The organism is Rhodococcus sp. UFZ-B548 (assembly GCF_903819475.1).
In the GTDB taxonomy this organism is placed as follows: domain Bacteria; phylum Actinomycetota; class Actinomycetes; order Mycobacteriales; family Mycobacteriaceae; genus Rhodococcus_F; species Rhodococcus_F erythropolis.
The window spans coordinates 274,899-289,863 of sequence record NZ_CAIJDS010000001.1; the positions used below are offsets into that span (position 1 = coordinate 274,899).

13 protein-coding genes are annotated in these 14,965 nt (G+C 63.2%); 5 read left to right on the plus strand and 8 right to left on the minus strand.

The genetic code is table 11. The features are described 5' to 3' along the window. Positions 1–56 precede the first annotated feature (56 nt). Positions 57–2,549: a DNA helicase PcrA gene (pcrA, locus tag H7C86_RS01335; protein WP_020908650.1), complete on the minus strand. Its 2,493-nt coding sequence runs from the start codon at positions 2,547–2,549 to the stop codon at positions 57–59. Between the two features lie 316 nt (positions 2,550–2,865). Between pcrA and H7C86_RS01340 the strand changes: the two genes are divergently transcribed. Continuing rightward, on the plus strand, positions 2,866–3,192 hold the full coding sequence (locus tag H7C86_RS01340; RefSeq protein WP_182260972.1) for a chorismate mutase: 327 nt from the start codon (positions 2,866–2,868) through the stop codon (positions 3,190–3,192). A 74-nt stretch (positions 3,193–3,266) separates the two neighbouring features. Here the strand turns inward: H7C86_RS01340 and H7C86_RS01345 are convergent, their stop codons facing one another. Further along, a complete protein-coding gene (locus H7C86_RS01345) occupies positions 3,267–4,721 on the minus strand; it encodes an NAD-dependent succinate-semialdehyde dehydrogenase (RefSeq protein ID WP_182260973.1) in 1,455 nt (484 codons plus the stop codon). 92 nt (positions 4,722–4,813) lie between these two features. Between H7C86_RS01345 and pgi the strand changes: the two genes are divergently transcribed. Further along, complete coding sequence (gene pgi, locus H7C86_RS01350; protein ID WP_021345178.1) at positions 4,814–6,469, plus strand: glucose-6-phosphate isomerase; 1,656 nt, start codon at positions 4,814–4,816, stop codon at positions 6,467–6,469. A gap of 1 nt (position 6,470) precedes the next feature. Here the strand turns inward: pgi and H7C86_RS01355 are convergent, their stop codons facing one another. Further along, positions 6,471–7,283, minus strand: coding sequence for an FAD:protein FMN transferase (locus H7C86_RS01355; protein ID WP_182260974.1), 813 nt, complete (start codon positions 7,281–7,283; stop codon positions 6,471–6,473). An 892-nt stretch (positions 7,284–8,175) separates the two neighbouring features. Here H7C86_RS01355 and H7C86_RS01360 point away from each other — a divergent pair. Further along, positions 8,176–8,619 (plus strand): helix-turn-helix domain-containing protein, encoded by a 444-nt coding sequence (locus H7C86_RS01360; protein WP_019744761.1) that lies wholly within the window; start codon positions 8,176–8,178, stop codon positions 8,617–8,619. Between the two features lie 13 nt (positions 8,620–8,632). Here the strand turns inward: H7C86_RS01360 and H7C86_RS01365 are convergent, their stop codons facing one another. From H7C86_RS01365 to H7C86_RS01375, 3 genes are read right to left on the minus strand one after another with little or no spacing between them, the layout of a single operon-like run. Further along, positions 8,633–9,451 (minus strand): ABC transporter permease, encoded by an 819-nt coding sequence (locus H7C86_RS01365; protein WP_019744762.1) that lies wholly within the window; start codon positions 9,449–9,451, stop codon positions 8,633–8,635. Further along, positions 9,411–10,262 carry an ABC transporter ATP-binding protein gene (locus H7C86_RS01370; protein WP_021332293.1) on the minus strand — a complete coding sequence of 284 codons (852 nt, stop codon included), beginning with the start codon at positions 10,260–10,262 and terminating at the stop codon, positions 9,411–9,413. Before H7C86_RS01370 ends, H7C86_RS01365 begins: the two co-directional genes overlap by 41 nt. Position 10,263: 1 nt before the next feature. After that, positions 10,264–10,740: a MarR family winged helix-turn-helix transcriptional regulator gene (locus tag H7C86_RS01375; protein WP_020908655.1), complete on the minus strand. Its 477-nt coding sequence runs from the start codon at positions 10,738–10,740 to the stop codon at positions 10,264–10,266. Positions 10,741–10,864: 124 nt separating this feature from the next. On the opposite strand from H7C86_RS01375, the gene H7C86_RS01380 reads away from it, so the two are divergent. Continuing rightward, positions 10,865–11,368, plus strand: coding sequence for a hypothetical protein (locus tag H7C86_RS01380; protein ID WP_019744765.1), 504 nt, complete (start codon positions 10,865–10,867; stop codon positions 11,366–11,368). 3 nt (positions 11,369–11,371) lie between these two features. Here H7C86_RS01380 and H7C86_RS01385 read toward each other — a convergent pair whose 3' ends face one another. Further along, complete coding sequence (locus tag H7C86_RS01385) at positions 11,372–12,694, minus strand: NAD(P)/FAD-dependent oxidoreductase (protein WP_182260975.1); 1,323 nt, start codon at positions 12,692–12,694, stop codon at positions 11,372–11,374. Next, the gene (locus H7C86_RS01390) at positions 12,694–13,446 is read right to left on the minus strand and encodes an SDR family oxidoreductase (protein WP_182260976.1); all 753 of its coding nucleotides are present in this window, start codon (positions 13,444–13,446) and stop codon (positions 12,694–12,696) included. Before H7C86_RS01390 ends, H7C86_RS01385 begins: the two co-directional genes overlap by 1 nt. 82 nt (positions 13,447–13,528) lie before the next feature. On the opposite strand from H7C86_RS01390, the gene H7C86_RS01395 reads away from it, so the two are divergent. After that, positions 13,529–14,938: an NAD(P)/FAD-dependent oxidoreductase gene (locus tag H7C86_RS01395; RefSeq protein ID WP_030244277.1), complete on the plus strand. Its 1,410-nt coding sequence runs from the start codon at positions 13,529–13,531 to the stop codon at positions 14,936–14,938. The last annotated feature ends 27 nt before the right edge of the window (positions 14,939–14,965 follow it).

Consider the following 14,965-nt stretch of genomic DNA (forward strand, 5'->3'; position numbering starts at 1 on the left):
AAAAACTTCCGGCCCGCACCTTTCCAGGTACGGGCCGGAAATTTTTTGTCTGTCTTCTACAGCTTGACCATCGGCACACCGCCGATGAGCATCAACCGCACCTTGCCCGCGCTACCGAAGTCGATGGTGACCGTCGCGGTGGGTCCGGTGCCCTTGGTTTCCAACACGGTGCCCAGACCGTACTTGTCGTGACTGACGCGGTCACCCGTGGCAAGGACCAGAACGTTGTTGCGGCCACGCGCGGCACCGAAACTGGGAGTCGACGCAGCCTTGCCGGACCCTCCCCCGTAGTTCTGCCCGCCACCGTATCCCTGGCCGCCCTGGCTGCCGTATCGGCTTCCGCTGCCGTAACCCGGCCTGCCGCTTCCGAATCCACCACCAGTGCCCGGATCCTCACGGCGCCAATTGATCAGGTCCTCCGGGATCTCCTGGATGAACCGCGACGCCGGGTTCTGGATCGGTTGTCCCCAAGCCGAACGCATGATCGCGCGCGTCAGGTACAGGCGCTGCCTGGCACGGGTGATGCCGACGTAAGCGAGTCGACGCTCTTCGGACAGCTCTGCCGGATCACCGAGGGCGCGCATGTGCGGGAACTGCCCGTCCTCCCAACCGGTGACGAAGACGACCGGGAACTCGAGGCCCTTGGCGGTGTGAAGCGTCATCATCGTCACGACGCCGTCGTCGGAGTCCGGCAGTTGATCGGCGTCGGCGACAAGCGATACCCGTTCGAGGAAGGCGGCAAGCGAACCCGGATCGGGTTCGCCTTCACGCATTGCTGCGGTTTCCTCGTCGTCCGGATCGATCAGTCCGGCCGCGTTTCGTGCGTCGGAGCTGAATTCTCTTGCCACGCTGACGAGTTCGTTCAAGTTGTCGAGTCGCGCGCCGTCCTGTGGATCGCTGCTGGCCGCAAGCTCGGCGCGGTAGCCGGTTCGCTCGAGCACTGCCTCGGCGACCTCACCGATGTCACCGAGTTCGAAGGGTTCGTCCTCGTCGGCGGCTGGTGTCGGCAGCAGGGCCCGCAGCCCGTCCATCATCTCGAGGAACGATGCGATGGCCTTCTGTGACCGCGTATTGAGCAGCGCCACTTTGCCTTCCGCGCCGTCGCGCAGTGCGGCGGCGAAGCTGATGTTGCGATGCTCGGAGTGCACGGCGACACAGGCTTCGGCTCGATCACCGATACCGCGTCGTGGCGTGTTGAGAATGCGTCGCAGGCTCACGGTGTCGTCTTCGTTGGCGAGGACGCGCAGATACGCGACGATGTCCCGAACTTCCTTGCGCTCGTAGAAGCGAACGCCGCCGACCACCTTGTACGGCACACCGAGTCGAATGAAGATCTCCTCGAGCGCGCGTGAGGAGTTGTTGGTCCGGTAGAACACCGCGATGTCGGCGAACTTGGTCTCGCCCTGGTCCACCAGCCGATCGATCTCCGAGGCGACAAAAGATGCTTCGTCGTGCTCGTTGTCTGCAACGTAGCCGACGATCAGTTCACCTTCACCCGAATCGGTCCACAGACGCTTTTCACGTCGGCCGGTGTTCTTGGAAATCACGGAGTTGGCCGCAGACAGAATGTTCTGCGTCGAACGGTAGTTCTGTTCGAGAAGGATGGTCCGAGCGTCCGGGTAGTCGCGTTCGAACTCTTCGATGTTGCGGATAGTGGCTCCGCGGAATGCGTAGATCGACTGATCGGCGTCACCGACGACGCACAATTCGGCCGGGGCAACGGCATGGTCGGACTCTCCGGCACCGCCGACCAGTTCACGCACCAGCATGTACTGCGCGTGGTTGGTGTCCTGGTACTCGTCGACGAGCACGTGACGGAAGCGGCGGCGGTAGTACTCGGCGATCTGGGGAAACGCCTGGAGAAGCGCAACGGTCTCACCGATGAGATCGTCGAAGTCGAGTGCGTTCGCCGCACGCAACCGCTGTTGGTAATGGCCGTAGACCTTGGCGATCAGTCGCGGCAGTTCGGCCGGATCCTGATCGGCTGCGACAACCGCCTCTTCCGGTCCGACGAGTTCGTTCTTCAGGTTGGAGATGTGAGTGGCGAGAAGCCGCGCGGAGAATCGTTTGGTGTCGAGCTCGAGGTCCTTCGAGATCATCGTCAGCAGTCGACGCGAATCGTCGGAATCGTAGATCGAGAAATTCGAGTTCAAACCGGGCAGGAGCGCCGCCTGTGCTCGCAGGATGCGCACGCAACTGGAGTGGAACGTCGATACCCACATGGCGTTGGCACGCGGTCCGACAAGGGCTGCCACACGCTCGCGCATCTCGGCCGCAGCCTTGTTGGTGAACGTGATGGCCAGGATCTGACCGGGGGTGACACCCCGTTCGGCCAGCAGATAGGCGATGCGACGCGTCAGTACTGCCGTCTTGCCCGAGCCGGCGCCCGCGACGATCAGCAACGGCGAACCGGCATGGACCACGGCCTCGCGCTGTTGCGGGTTGAGACCCTCGAGGAGGGCGTCCGAACCCGCGCCATGTCCCCGCGCGCCGCCCCCGTCGTGCTGGGAATGTCCGTCGTGCTCACCGAGTGCTGGGTACGTGTTCATCGCCTGTCCACGCTACCGGCGTCCACCGACACGGTCGTCAGTGCGTCCACCTGCTGGTAGAGGCACTTGGATTACCTGTGTCGAGCATGGCAAACTGGACGCTATGTTCAGCATTTCCGTTCGCGACAACACGGCCGACCCCGTCGGCCCGCTGTGGCGTTACTTTACGTGCCCCGGACCTCGGTGCACGTGATCTGAACAGCTCACCCGCCCCTGGTCCGAATCGGATCCGGGGCATTTTCGTCAGTGTGCCTGGATCGGTAACGACCCGAGCCGAGACCACGATCCACGCAGTAGGAAGAGGAGACGAATAGCAATGAGCACCCAGGCTGCAGCCCCCAATGGAAATACTTTAAATACTGTAAACACTGCTCCGACAGACGTCGAGATCCCCCAGAGTGAGGCGGAGATCGACGAACTACGGAAAGAAATCGACCGTCTCGACGCCGAGATCCTCGCGGCCATCAAACGCCGCTCCGAGGTCTCCCAGATCATCGGCCGTACCCGGATGGCATCGGGTGGTCCGCGTCTGGTGCACAGCCGAGAGATGAAGGTCCTCGAACGGTTCAACGAGCTGGGCCAGGAAGGCCACACCCTCGCGATGCTGCTCCTGCGCCTGGGCCGCGGACGCCTGGGCCACTAGCGCACACCCAGATCACTTGCGAACGGCTACATCGGATGCCTCTGGCAGTCCCGATGTAGCCGTTCGTGTGTGTATCAGTTCTCGAGCGCGATGTACTTCGTGTTCAGGTATTCCTCGATCCCCTCGGTCCCGCCCTCGCGGCCGAATCCGGATTCCTTCACACCGCCGAACGGCGCTGCCGCGTCCGAGATCACTCCGCGGTTGACGCCGATCATTCCTGATTCCAGTGCGTCGGAGACCCGAAGCGCACGGTCGAGATCCCTCGTGAAGATGTACGCAGCCAATCCGAACTCGGTGTCGTTGGCGGCCGCGATGCCTTCGGCTTCGGTGTCGAAGCCGGTGATCGCGGCAACGGGTCCGAACACCTCTTCCTTCAGTATCCGCGCGCTCGCCGGAACGTCGGCCAACACCGTGGCCGGATAGAAGTACCCCTCACCACCTGGCGCTTTACCGCCCAGTCGAACCTTCGCCCCGGCATCCACCGCATCTGCAACCAACTCTGCGACCGTGTCGAGCTGGTTCTGGTTGATCAGCGGGCCGAGCTTCGTCTCCGGGTCGGTACCCGGTCCCATCGTGAACGCCGCCATCTTCTCGGTCAGCTTGGTCGTGAACTCCTCACGCACGGCGTTGGCGACATGGAACCGGTTGGCGGCGGTGCAGGCTTCGCCTCCGTTGCGAAGCTTGGCCAGTACCGCACCCTCGACTGCCTTGTCGACGTCCGCGTCGTCGAACACGACGAAGGGTGCGTTGCCACCCAATTCCATCGACGTGCGGAGCAATCGCTTCGCGGACTTCTCCACCAGCATCTTGCCGACGCCGGTGGACCCGGTGAAGGTGAGCTTGCGCAGTCGAGGGTCGTCGATGAGAGGGCCGGTCACTTCACCGGATTTCGATGTCGGCAACACCGAGAGGACTCCATCGGGCAGCCCTGCTTCGGCCATGAGCTGAGCGAGTAGCAGCATCGTCAACGGGGTCTCCGAGGCGGGCTTGACGATGATCGTGCAGCCGGCGGCCAACGCCGGTCCGATCTTGCGGGTGCCCATCGCCAACGGAAAATTCCAGGGAGTGATGGCCAGACACGGTCCGACCGGCGCCTTGGTGACAAGGATCCGGCCGTTGCCCGCCGGCGCCGGCGTGTAGCGCCCGCCGATGCGAACGGCCTCCTCGCTGAACCACCGGAAGAACTCGGCGCCGTATTTGACCTCGGCACGGCTCTCGGCGAGTGCCTTGCCCATTTCGAGGGTCATCAGCAGCGCCACGTCCTCGGCGCGCTCGGTGATCTTCTCGAAGACGGCTCGCAGAATTTCACCACGCTCGCGCGCAGGTGTGCTCGCCCACTTCGACGAGACGGCCACGGCTTCGTCGAGCGCGCGCATCGCATCCGCGGGGCTCGCATCGGCGACGTCGGTCAACGATTTTCCGGTCGCCGGATCCGCCACCGGGAAGGTCGCGTTGTTCTCCGCGGGCACGAACCGGCCGCCGACGAACAACTGGGTGGGAACTGATCGAATGAATTCGAATGTGTCCATGGGTTCCATGATGCTCGTCGGAGCCGCGTCCGTCTGCCCGCCAGCGAGACTCACGCGGAAGTTTCCAGCTTGTGCCACTAAAGTCGATGATCGTGAGCACTGACATCACCGGAACCTCAGCCTGGCAGAAACTGCGCGCTCATTACGCCGACATCGAAGGCGTTCACCTGCGAGAACTCTTCCAGGACGATCCAGCCCGCGGGCGAGAGCTGACGATCGACGCCGGTGATCTTCACATCGACTACAGCAAGCATCGCGTCAGCCGCGAGACTCTCGCGCTACTCGTCGAGCTGGCCCGCGAGGCCGGCGTCGAGGCACGACGCGACGCGATGTTCGCGGGCGATCACATCAACAGCTCGGAAGACCGAGCCGTGCTGCACACAGCACTGCGTCTGCCGAAGGATTCTGCTCTGACCGTCGACGGTCAGGACGTCGTCGCGGACGTTCACGAAGTTCTGGACGCGATGGGCGCTTTCGCGGATCGGGTGCGCAGTGGCGAGTGGACGGGCGCCACCGGCAAGCGCATCCGCACCATCGTCAACATCGGCATCGGCGGTTCCGACCTCGGGCCCGTGATGGTCTATCGCGCGCTACGGCACTACGCGGACGCCGGGATCAGCGTTCGGTTCGTCTCCAACATCGACCCGGTCGACCTGGTCGGGCAGCTCGACGACCTCGATCCGGAGACGACGCTCTTCATCGTCGCGTCCAAGACGTTTTCCACCCTCGAGACGCTCACCAACGCGACGGCGGCAAAGCGTTGGCTGTTCGCCGGTCTGGGCAGCGAAGACGTCTCGGCCGTAGCCAAGCATTTCGTCGCAGTCTCCACCCATGGTGATCGCGTGGCGGAGTTCGGCATCGACACCGCGAACATGTTCGGATTCTGGGATTGGGTCGGCGGGCGCTACTCCGTCGACTCGGCGATCGGACTGTCGGTCATGTGCGCCGTCGGACCCGTTCGTTTTGCCGAATTCCTCGACGGTTTCCACCAGATCGACACGCACTTCCGAAACCAACCGCTCGAGCAGAACGCGCCGGTTCTCCTCGGGCTCATCGGGCTCTGGTACTCCAACTTCTTCGGCGCTCAGTCCCGCGCAGTGCTGCCCTACTCCAACGACCTGTTGCGCTTTCCCGCGTACCTGCAGCAGCTGACCATGGAGTCCAATGGCAAGTCGGTTCGCGCCGACGGCTCACCGGTGACCACGTCCACCGGTGAGATCTTCTGGGGCGAGCCGGGGACCAACGGCCAACACGCGTTCTATCAGCTCCTGCATCAGGGCACGTGGCTCGTGCCCGCCGATTTCATCGGCTTCGCGGAATCCACCGACGATCTGCCGACGGCGGACGGCACCGGATCCATGCACGATCTGCTCATGAGTAACTTCTTCGCTCAGACAAAGGTTCTCGCGTTCGGCAAGACCGCCGAAGAAATCGCTTCAGAGGGCACGGCCCCGGAGTTGGTGCCGCACAAGGTGATGCCAGGCAACCGGCCTTCGAGCACCATCCTGGCCAAGGAATTGACGCCCTCGGTCGTCGGTCAGTTGATCGCACTCTACGAGCACCAGGTATTTGTCGAAGGTGCTGTGTGGGGTGTCAATCCGTTCGATCAGTGGGGCGTCGAACTCGGCAAGACGCAGGCACTGGAACTGGGACCTGCACTCTCATCCGAAGAGGCACCCGGCGACCTCGGCGACACGTCCACCGACGCACTCGTGCACTGGTACCGCAAGGAGCGCGGACGGGCCTGATTCACGCGGCAGCAGGGCCGAACCAACTCTCCGTCGCGTACACACGTCCGGATCGGTCGACGAGCCGAGCGCGAAGCTCTTGCTGTTCAACCCATTTGATGGCGCTGATACCCCGGATCAACGCTGCTTCGCTCGCGGCGTACGCCCACACCGCGTCGTCCGCGATCACCGAGACTTGCGCCCACTCCGTGGAGGGACGCTCCTGGTTCGGCTCCCAGGAGGGCAGCTCTACCGCCCGCGCCGTCGCCATCGCGGTTCCGTTGATCAGTTCGACTTCCTCGCTGCCCGGTACCGGAATCTGCCAGCCACCGGCCGGTGCATGGCCGGCCGTGGCGATCACGTCGCCGATCCGTACGGCAACACCACATTGCAGTTCGGCAGCCACGATCTGCGCGGCGCGATCGACGGTGTCTGCCTTGGCAACTCCGGTGATGTCGAACGACGCACCCCAGGGCGCGTACACCACGTCGCCGTGGAGCTGTACGTCCTCGAACGTCGGGGTCGGGTGGACCGGAGGGATGGACTCGTCCTCGGAGTAGTTGTCGGCAAGCGGATTGACTGCGCCGCCGGTCATACGGGCCGCCCACAGCGCCGACCGCAAGAGAGCAGACATACGCCGAGTCACTTTGACCGGAGTTCCCTGAGCGAGGTTGACGGCGTGAATCTCGGCGTCGCCCCGGCGAAGGTCGCACACCGCCTCGGTCTCGTCGATGGCAGCTGCGATCAACGCGTGCGCAGTGGGCAGCGCAGCGCCTTCGGTGACATCCACCTCCACGGCGGAATCCCACATCGCCCACTTCTCGACACTGACCATGTCAGTCCTGCCCTTCGAACACACCGCGTTGTAACCAGTATGCGCCGGTCAGCAAGCCCCGTGCCATAAGCCGCTTCCGAGGCCGAGGCACGCATCCTGCAGGAGGAGCAGCGCACGGCAGGGGCTGATGGTAGATCTGTGCGACAGAATTGCCGCCCTCCCTGTGCAAGCCGCGTAGTCCTTCGAAGGGTCCTGACACGCACCCGATGTCGACGGACGTCGACTACTACCGGCGCAGCGGGCTATTCCGATCCGAAAGACGCAGAGGCGACGCTCGACATGTCGTGCCGAGACGCTGCGCCTCGAGCTCGGTCTGCCGCAAAACACGTCCGGGCGACGCTGATATCACCGCAGGAGATAGCGGCGACTGACGAGAAGCACTGTGTTCCAACGTCGATGACATACCAATCGGCCGCTTTCGACGCGCGCCACTTTCGACAGGTCGACACACCTGCCCGCTCACTCTCGACTGCCGAGAAAAATACGCGCCCATCACTACGCGCGAGCGTCGAGCAGAGCACCTAGAAAGAGTTCCGAACACGCGGCGCGCCAACCGCCGGAGAGAGTGACGTCCGGCGCCCGGCGGCAGCGCTCGCACGTTACAGACAGGGCCACAATGCATCGACGCAGCTACATAGGACCGGCCGAAAGAACCTGCAGCGCAACGGCGTAACCACTGACATTTTGCTTATACGCCACCCGCACGCCCGTTGGCAAAACGAACGGTCAGTACGCGGCGTAAATCACATACTTTACAAAGTCTTTGGAATCTCTCCGCGCCAAATATCCGCAGGTGAAAGGACTTTCGACCGGAGTCCAGAATAACCGTGTCGTCTACTATGTGAAAACTGCGAAGTAGCTGTGACGCTGGGTCACGCTCGAGGGAGGAATTGTGACCGATTCATTCAAGGACCGCTTGAACGCCTTGTACCCGGCCACAGCCCCGAGACTCACCAACGCACAAGTTGTGGAAGCCCTTTCACAACGCGGATGCAAGATTTCGACACCGTACCTCTCTCAGCTCCGGAGCGGTGTGCGCACAAATCCGTCAGAGCAAGTCGTTTTGGCATTGGCCGATTACTTCGGCGTAGCAGCAGAGTACTTCTTCGGCCCGACGCCTCGCCAAGATCCCGAACTGATTCCGGAAGAAGACCGTTCGGTTGTCGAAGAGTTCCACGACAGCGAATTGCGTTCTCTGGCTATGAAAGCGGTCGATCTCTCCCCTGAATCGCAGGACCTACTCTCGTCGATTGCGGAGAAACTTCGCTCGTCCGAAGGACTCCCGGCCGTACCTCCGGATTGCAGCACGTACGCCCCACCGTTCACTCGTGACTGATCCAGCGCGAAGATCAGCGAGTCAAGCGGCCCAATAGTGCCGAGGCGGTGACGATTCCGAGCAGCGCTGCCCCGATCAGCACGCCGAAGTCGACGACATAGTTGGTCGGCATTCCGATGAGTAGACCGCGCAGTGCTGACACCTCGTAGCTCAGCGGGTTGATGCGGCTGAGCCACTGAACCCACGTCGGCATGAGTTCGACCGGGTACAGCGCGTTGGACGCAAAGAACAATGGCATGGTGATTGCCTGCCCGATGCCCATCAATCGATCTCGTTTGAGCACGATTCCCGCGATCGCGACCGACAAGCAGGCAAAGAACGCGGAACCCAGGACAACGACCAATACGACCCCGAGCAGTTTGAGCGGGTTCCACGTCATACTCACCCCCAACAGCGCCGCCACGATGACGACCACCATTGCCTGGGCGACTGCGCGGATCCCGGCGGCAAATGCCTTACCTGTCACCAATGCTGCGCGCGGCGTCGGCGTGACCATCAATTTGGTGAGGACTCCCGCGTCACGCTCCCAGATGATCTGGATTCCGTAGAAGATCGCAACAAAAAGAGCGGACTGCGCAATGATGCCGGGCGCGAGAAAGTCGAGATACGGTACGTCGCCAGTGGGGATCGCTCGGATATGGCTGAACGTCTGGCCGAAGATCACCAACCAGAGGATCGGCTGGATTGCGCGCGTAACCAATTCAGATCGGTCGTGCCGCAACTTCTGAACTTCCACGAGGCAGAATGTGTAAATTCTCGAGAGCAATCGAGCGAAACCGTTGGTAGTGGGATCAGCCCAAGCGGCGCGCTGTGCGACGGGCACTGCGGACATCGCGGAGACCTCCTGACTTGTCGCCGGTGAGGTCGTCGCCGGTGTAGTGACGGAACACGTCTTCGAGAGTGGCCTCCGGCCCCAGTTCGGCGGCCAACGCGCTCGGCTCGCCCACCGCCCGAAGTTCACCGTGATGCATCAACGCAACACGATCACACAGCTCCTCGGCTTCTTCCATGTAGTGCGTCGTCAGCAGCACAGTCATGCCGTACTGCTTCTGCATCTCCGCCACTCGCTGCCAGACAGATTCGCGGGCAATGGGATCCAGCCCCACCGTCGGTTCGTCGAGTACCAGCAGCGACGGTCGGTTCACCAGCGCCTGTGCAAGTTCGAGCCGTCGCACCATACCGCCGGAGAAACTCGACGCCAGACGATCACCTGAATCGAGCAGGTCCACCATCTCGAGCGCCTGGTCGACGCGCTCGCGTCGTTCGGACCGCGGAACGTCGTACAGTCTCGCGAACCAGGTCACGTTCTCGCGTGCGGTCAATGCGCTTTCGATCGAGAGCTGTTGTGGCACGTACCCGAGGTAGCGCCGAATGGTCATCGCCTCGGTACGAACTGAGCGACCGAGAATCCGAATGTCACCGTCTTGCAGAGGAAGTAACGTGTTGAGCAACCTGATCGTCGTAGTCTTTCCTGCGCCGTTGGGACCGAGCAGGCCGAAACACTCCCCCGCATTGATGACCAGACTCAGGTTGTCCACCGCGCGGTGGTCGCCGAACTTGTATGTAACCGAGTCGATCTCGACCGCGTGTGCGCCAGGGTCGGGAGAACCTGCCGCTCGGCTCTTCCACCACTGTGTCAGCATCTCACTGCCCCTCACCTTCTGATCCGGCTGCTGCCAGAGCGCTCGCCAATCGCGACAGGGCTGGTAGCGCAGCCTCGATCCTCGCCCTGTCTTCTCCGGTCAGACTCGACAATGCCTGACCGACAATCACACTCCGGCGATCACGCCACACTTCGACGCGGGCGCGCGCCTCGTCCGAGAGGACCAATCGCGCGACGCGTCGATCAGCCTCGTCGGCAACCCGTTCGATCACTCCATCGTCGACGAGCTGCCGAACCAGGGTGGACACCGTGTTTGCCGCGACACCCAATCGCCCGGCAGCCTCAGCCACCGACAGACCCGGGTTGCGCCGTAGCAGCCTGACGAGTTCGATTTGGGCGCCGCCGAGCGGTCGTTCTGCAAATGGTCGCCCCGATGCCTTCCTCGTGCCCCGGCGCAATTGCCCGAGCGTCTCCAGGACATCATCCGAAAGCCTGTGATCTGCTCCGATTTCATCCACACCTCACAATAGCTCTGTAACAGAGCTATTGTCGAGGAATCCAGACGCCCGGCGTTTTCAGCTCGTCCGCAACGGGTATCCCCGATTGCTTGTCCCGAGCACTCCCGCCCAGAACGGAGACGTCATGCGCAGACAGTGGTTGTTCGCGACGGTTGCGAGTAGCGCCCTGATCCTCACCGGTTGCTCGCCCGACGCCCTCGATTCCGGGGACAGCGCAGACAACGTCACTGCCATTGCGACGTCGCTGTCGCCACCCGCCGCCGCTGATGCACCCCTGCTGAAGACCGCCGACTCCCCACTCGGGACGATCGCCGTCGACGGCGAAGGCATGACCGTCTACGTCTACAACCCGGACGAGGAGAACTCACAAGCCGGGTCGTGCGACGAAGCGTGCCTGCGTTACTGGCCGGCGGTCACCTCGGTCACGGATTCGCCGATCGTCGAAGGAATCGACGCCGTCATCGACACTGTCGACGGGCCTGAAGGATCTTTCCAGATCACCGTCAACGGCAAGCCCGTCTATCGGTACCTCGACGACAAGGTTCCCGGCGACATGCTCGGACAGAGCGTCGGCAGCCTGTGGTGGATGATCGACGCCGCCGGAAACCCCGTGTTCAAGACTGAGTAACCCTCAGTTGTACGGCTGCCGCGCGGTTTCGGGGTCGCCGTACGTGATTGCCCGTTCCCGACGCGTTTTCGACGCCAGAGTTGCGCCCCAGTTCAGCACCGTGCTGGCGCGATTGCGGAAACCCGCGAGGAACGCGATGTGGATGATTCCCCATGACACCCATCCGATGAACCCGGACAACTGGACCGGCCCTGCCTGAAGCAACGCGTGGCGTCGCGAAATGTAGGCCGCAGTTCCAAGATCGCGGTACTTGAACGGTTTTCGGCTGGGCACGCCGTTTTCCACGGTTGCAGCGATCCGGGCACCGGCGTGCCGACCACCCTGCATCGCGACCTCGGCCACCCCGGCAAGTTTGTCCCGCGAGATGAGGTCGCCCACCACGTAGACGTTCGGGTGGCCGGGAACGGTCAGATCGGCTTCCACCTCGATGCGGCCACCGCCGACCTGCTTCACACCCAGCGCCGTGGCCAGTGCCTCGGCGAACGGCACTGCTTCGACGCCCGCGGTCCACAGAATCGTGCGGGTCTCGTACTGCCGCTTCTCTTTTGTCTTCTTGTCCGTCGTCTCGATGCTGGTCTCGCACACGTCGGTGACGTGCACGCCGAGGTGAGTCTCGACGCCGATCCCGTCGAGAGTACGTTTGGCGGCGGCCGAGAGCTTGCGACTGAACGAAGGGAGCACCCGATCGTCGCCGTGGAAGAGCAGTACCCTTGCCTCGTCCGGGTCGATGGACCGGAACTCGTTTGTGAGCGCGTGCATCGCCAATTCGCGGATCTGTCCGGCCAATTCGACGCCGGTGGGTCCGCCGCCCGCCACGGCGAATGTCAGCCACGGTCGACGTTCTTCCGCTGTCGGGAGCGATTCGGCCATCTCGAACGCAGCAATGAGACTGCGTCTGATCGCCAAAGCGTCGTCGAGGGTTTTCATGCCGGGCGCCCATTTGATGAACTCGTCCTGGCCGTGGTACGACTGGCGCATTCCAGCTGCCACGATCAGGTAGTCGTACGGCAATTCGAAGGTCGACCCGTCGAAGCGACTGGCAGTCAGTATCCCGGCGTCGGCGTCCACCGACTTGGCCTCGCCCAGAACGACGTTCGTGTTCTTGTTGTCCTCGAGCAGATGTCGCAGCGGACTTGCGATCTGCCCTTCGGAGAGCAGACCCGTGGCGCACTGGTAGAGCAGGGGCTGGAAGACGTGGCTGGTCCCTCGGTCGATCAGAACCACCTCGACGTCGGCCTTCTTGAGTCGTCTCGCTGCGTACAGTCCACCGAAGCCGCCACCGACGATCACTACGCGGGGCTTACCGTTCGAGATGTGGATGCTCATCAGACAAACCTCGCTGTCACGGAGTTGGGCAGGAATCGTAGGGCCGCATCTATCCCTTGCCACTTGAGGCCGGGTAGCGCCGCTCGGGTGGTTTCCTTCTCGATGGCGTCGACCATGGCACTGACGCCTTCGTCCAAACTGGCCATGAGCGCTGCGTCGTCGCCGGCGCCGGCGGACATGTCGGTCTTGATGAAGCCCGGCAGCAGGGTGGTGACGCGAATAGGTGTGCGCGCCAACTCGATACTGAGCGCCTCACCCAGAGCCGCTACCCCGGCCTTGCTTGCCGAATAGGCCGCTTTTGGCCCTGGCAGCCCCCGATCGGCGCTGATCGAGGACACGAGAACGAGGTGTCCGGAGTCCTGCGCGCGGAAGATCTCGAGCGCAGCTTCACACTGCGACAGCGCGCCGAGAAAATTCGTCTGCGCTGTTGCAAGATTCGCGTGCGCTTTTCCGGTTCCGATCTTGGCGCCCTTGCCGAGCCCGGCGTTCACGATCACCCGGTCCAGGCCACCCAACTCGTCGCGCAGCTCACCGAAAACCCGGACGACGGAATCGTGTTCGGTCACATCGAGTTCGCGCACTGCGACGCTGATCGACGGGTACTGCGCCACCAGCTCCCCACGCAGCGTGTCGAGACGATCCGTCCGCCGGGCACACAACGCGAGGTCGCGACCGGCCGCGGCGAATCTCCTGGCCATCTCCTCACCCAGACCCGAACTGGCACCGGTGATCAAAATCTTCTGCCGCGTCATGGGTGCAACTGTAACCATCTTCGAGTTCTCGTACCCGGCGGTAACCGAGCGAACTCGGACCGATCCGACATACCGTGGAAGCATGACCGACGAATTCGATGTCATCGTGATCGGCGGTGGGCCCGCCGGCGAGAACGCCGCCGCGTACGCCATCGCCGGAAGTAATCGCACCGCCGCAATCGTGGAACACGAACTGGTCGGCGGTGAATGCTCGTATTGGGCCTGTATGCCCAGCAAGGCGCTACTGCGCCCGGGGCAGGTCCTCGAGGCGGCCGACGCTTTGCCCGGGATCCCGGCCGGACCGCTGGACGTCGAGGCCGTCCTGAAACGCCGCGACTCGTTCACCCACAACCACGACGATTCGTCCCAGGTCGACTGGGCCACCTCCGCGGGAATCACAGTGATCAAAGGCCACGGGGTGATCGACGGCGAGCGCGCTGTGACCGTCGACGGGACCCGTAAGCTCCGCGCCCGCCAAGCCGTCGTACTCGCCACGGGCACAACTGCCACTGTCCCGAAGACGCCGGGGTTGCGTGAAGCACTCCCGTGGACGTCGCGCGATGCGACCAATCTCCACGAGGTTCCGTCGCGGGTGGCGGTCATCGGCGGCGGAGTCGTCGCAACGGAGTGCGCAACGTGGTTGTCGTCGTTCGGCGCTCACGTGACACTGCTCGTGAGAGGCGATGCTCTGTTGAAATCGGCAGAACCGTTTGCCGGAACGATGGTTGCCGAAGCACTCGGCGCCCGCGGCGTCGACGTTCGACTGAGCACCGCCGTCAACTCGGTGTCGCGACCCGACGCCAAGGACACCGGTGAGGGCCACATCCACGGTGGACCCGTCAGCATCGAGACCTCTTCCGGTGTGATCGAGGTCGACGAGGTCATCGTCGCGGCGGGCCGCGGGCCGACATCGGCCGATCTCGGCTTGTCCGTCATCGGCCTCGAGGACGGCAAGTACGTCACCACTGACGATCACCTCTGTGCCCAAGGTGAGTGGCTCTACGCCGTCGGCGACATCAACGGTCGCTCTCCCCTCACCCACATGGGCAAGTATCAGGCGAGAGTCTGCGGAGACGTCATCGCCGCGCGGGCCGAGAGCCGCGGACTCAGGGGACCTCGGTACACGGCGTCGGCGGACAACGGACAGGTCCCCCAGGTGGTGTTCACCTCACCCGAAATCGCCTGGGTGGGACGCACCGAGAAGAAAGCTCGCGACGACGGCTACGACGTCGAAGTCGTGGAGATCGAACTGGCCGTCGCAGGATCCTCGCTGTTGCGCGACGACTACTCCGGGCGCGCGAAGTTGGTCATCGACAAGGCCACCGAGGTGATCCTCGGCGCTACTTTTGCCGGGCCCGAAGTATCCGAACTGGTGCACGCGGCGACAATCGCGGTCGTCGGCGCCGTCCCACTCGAAACTCTCTGGCATGCGGTGCCCTCGTATCCGACGGTCAGTGAGGTCTGGCTTCGATTGCTGGAGGCTCGCCGCTGACGCGATCCCGAAGTACGTATAGTCGCG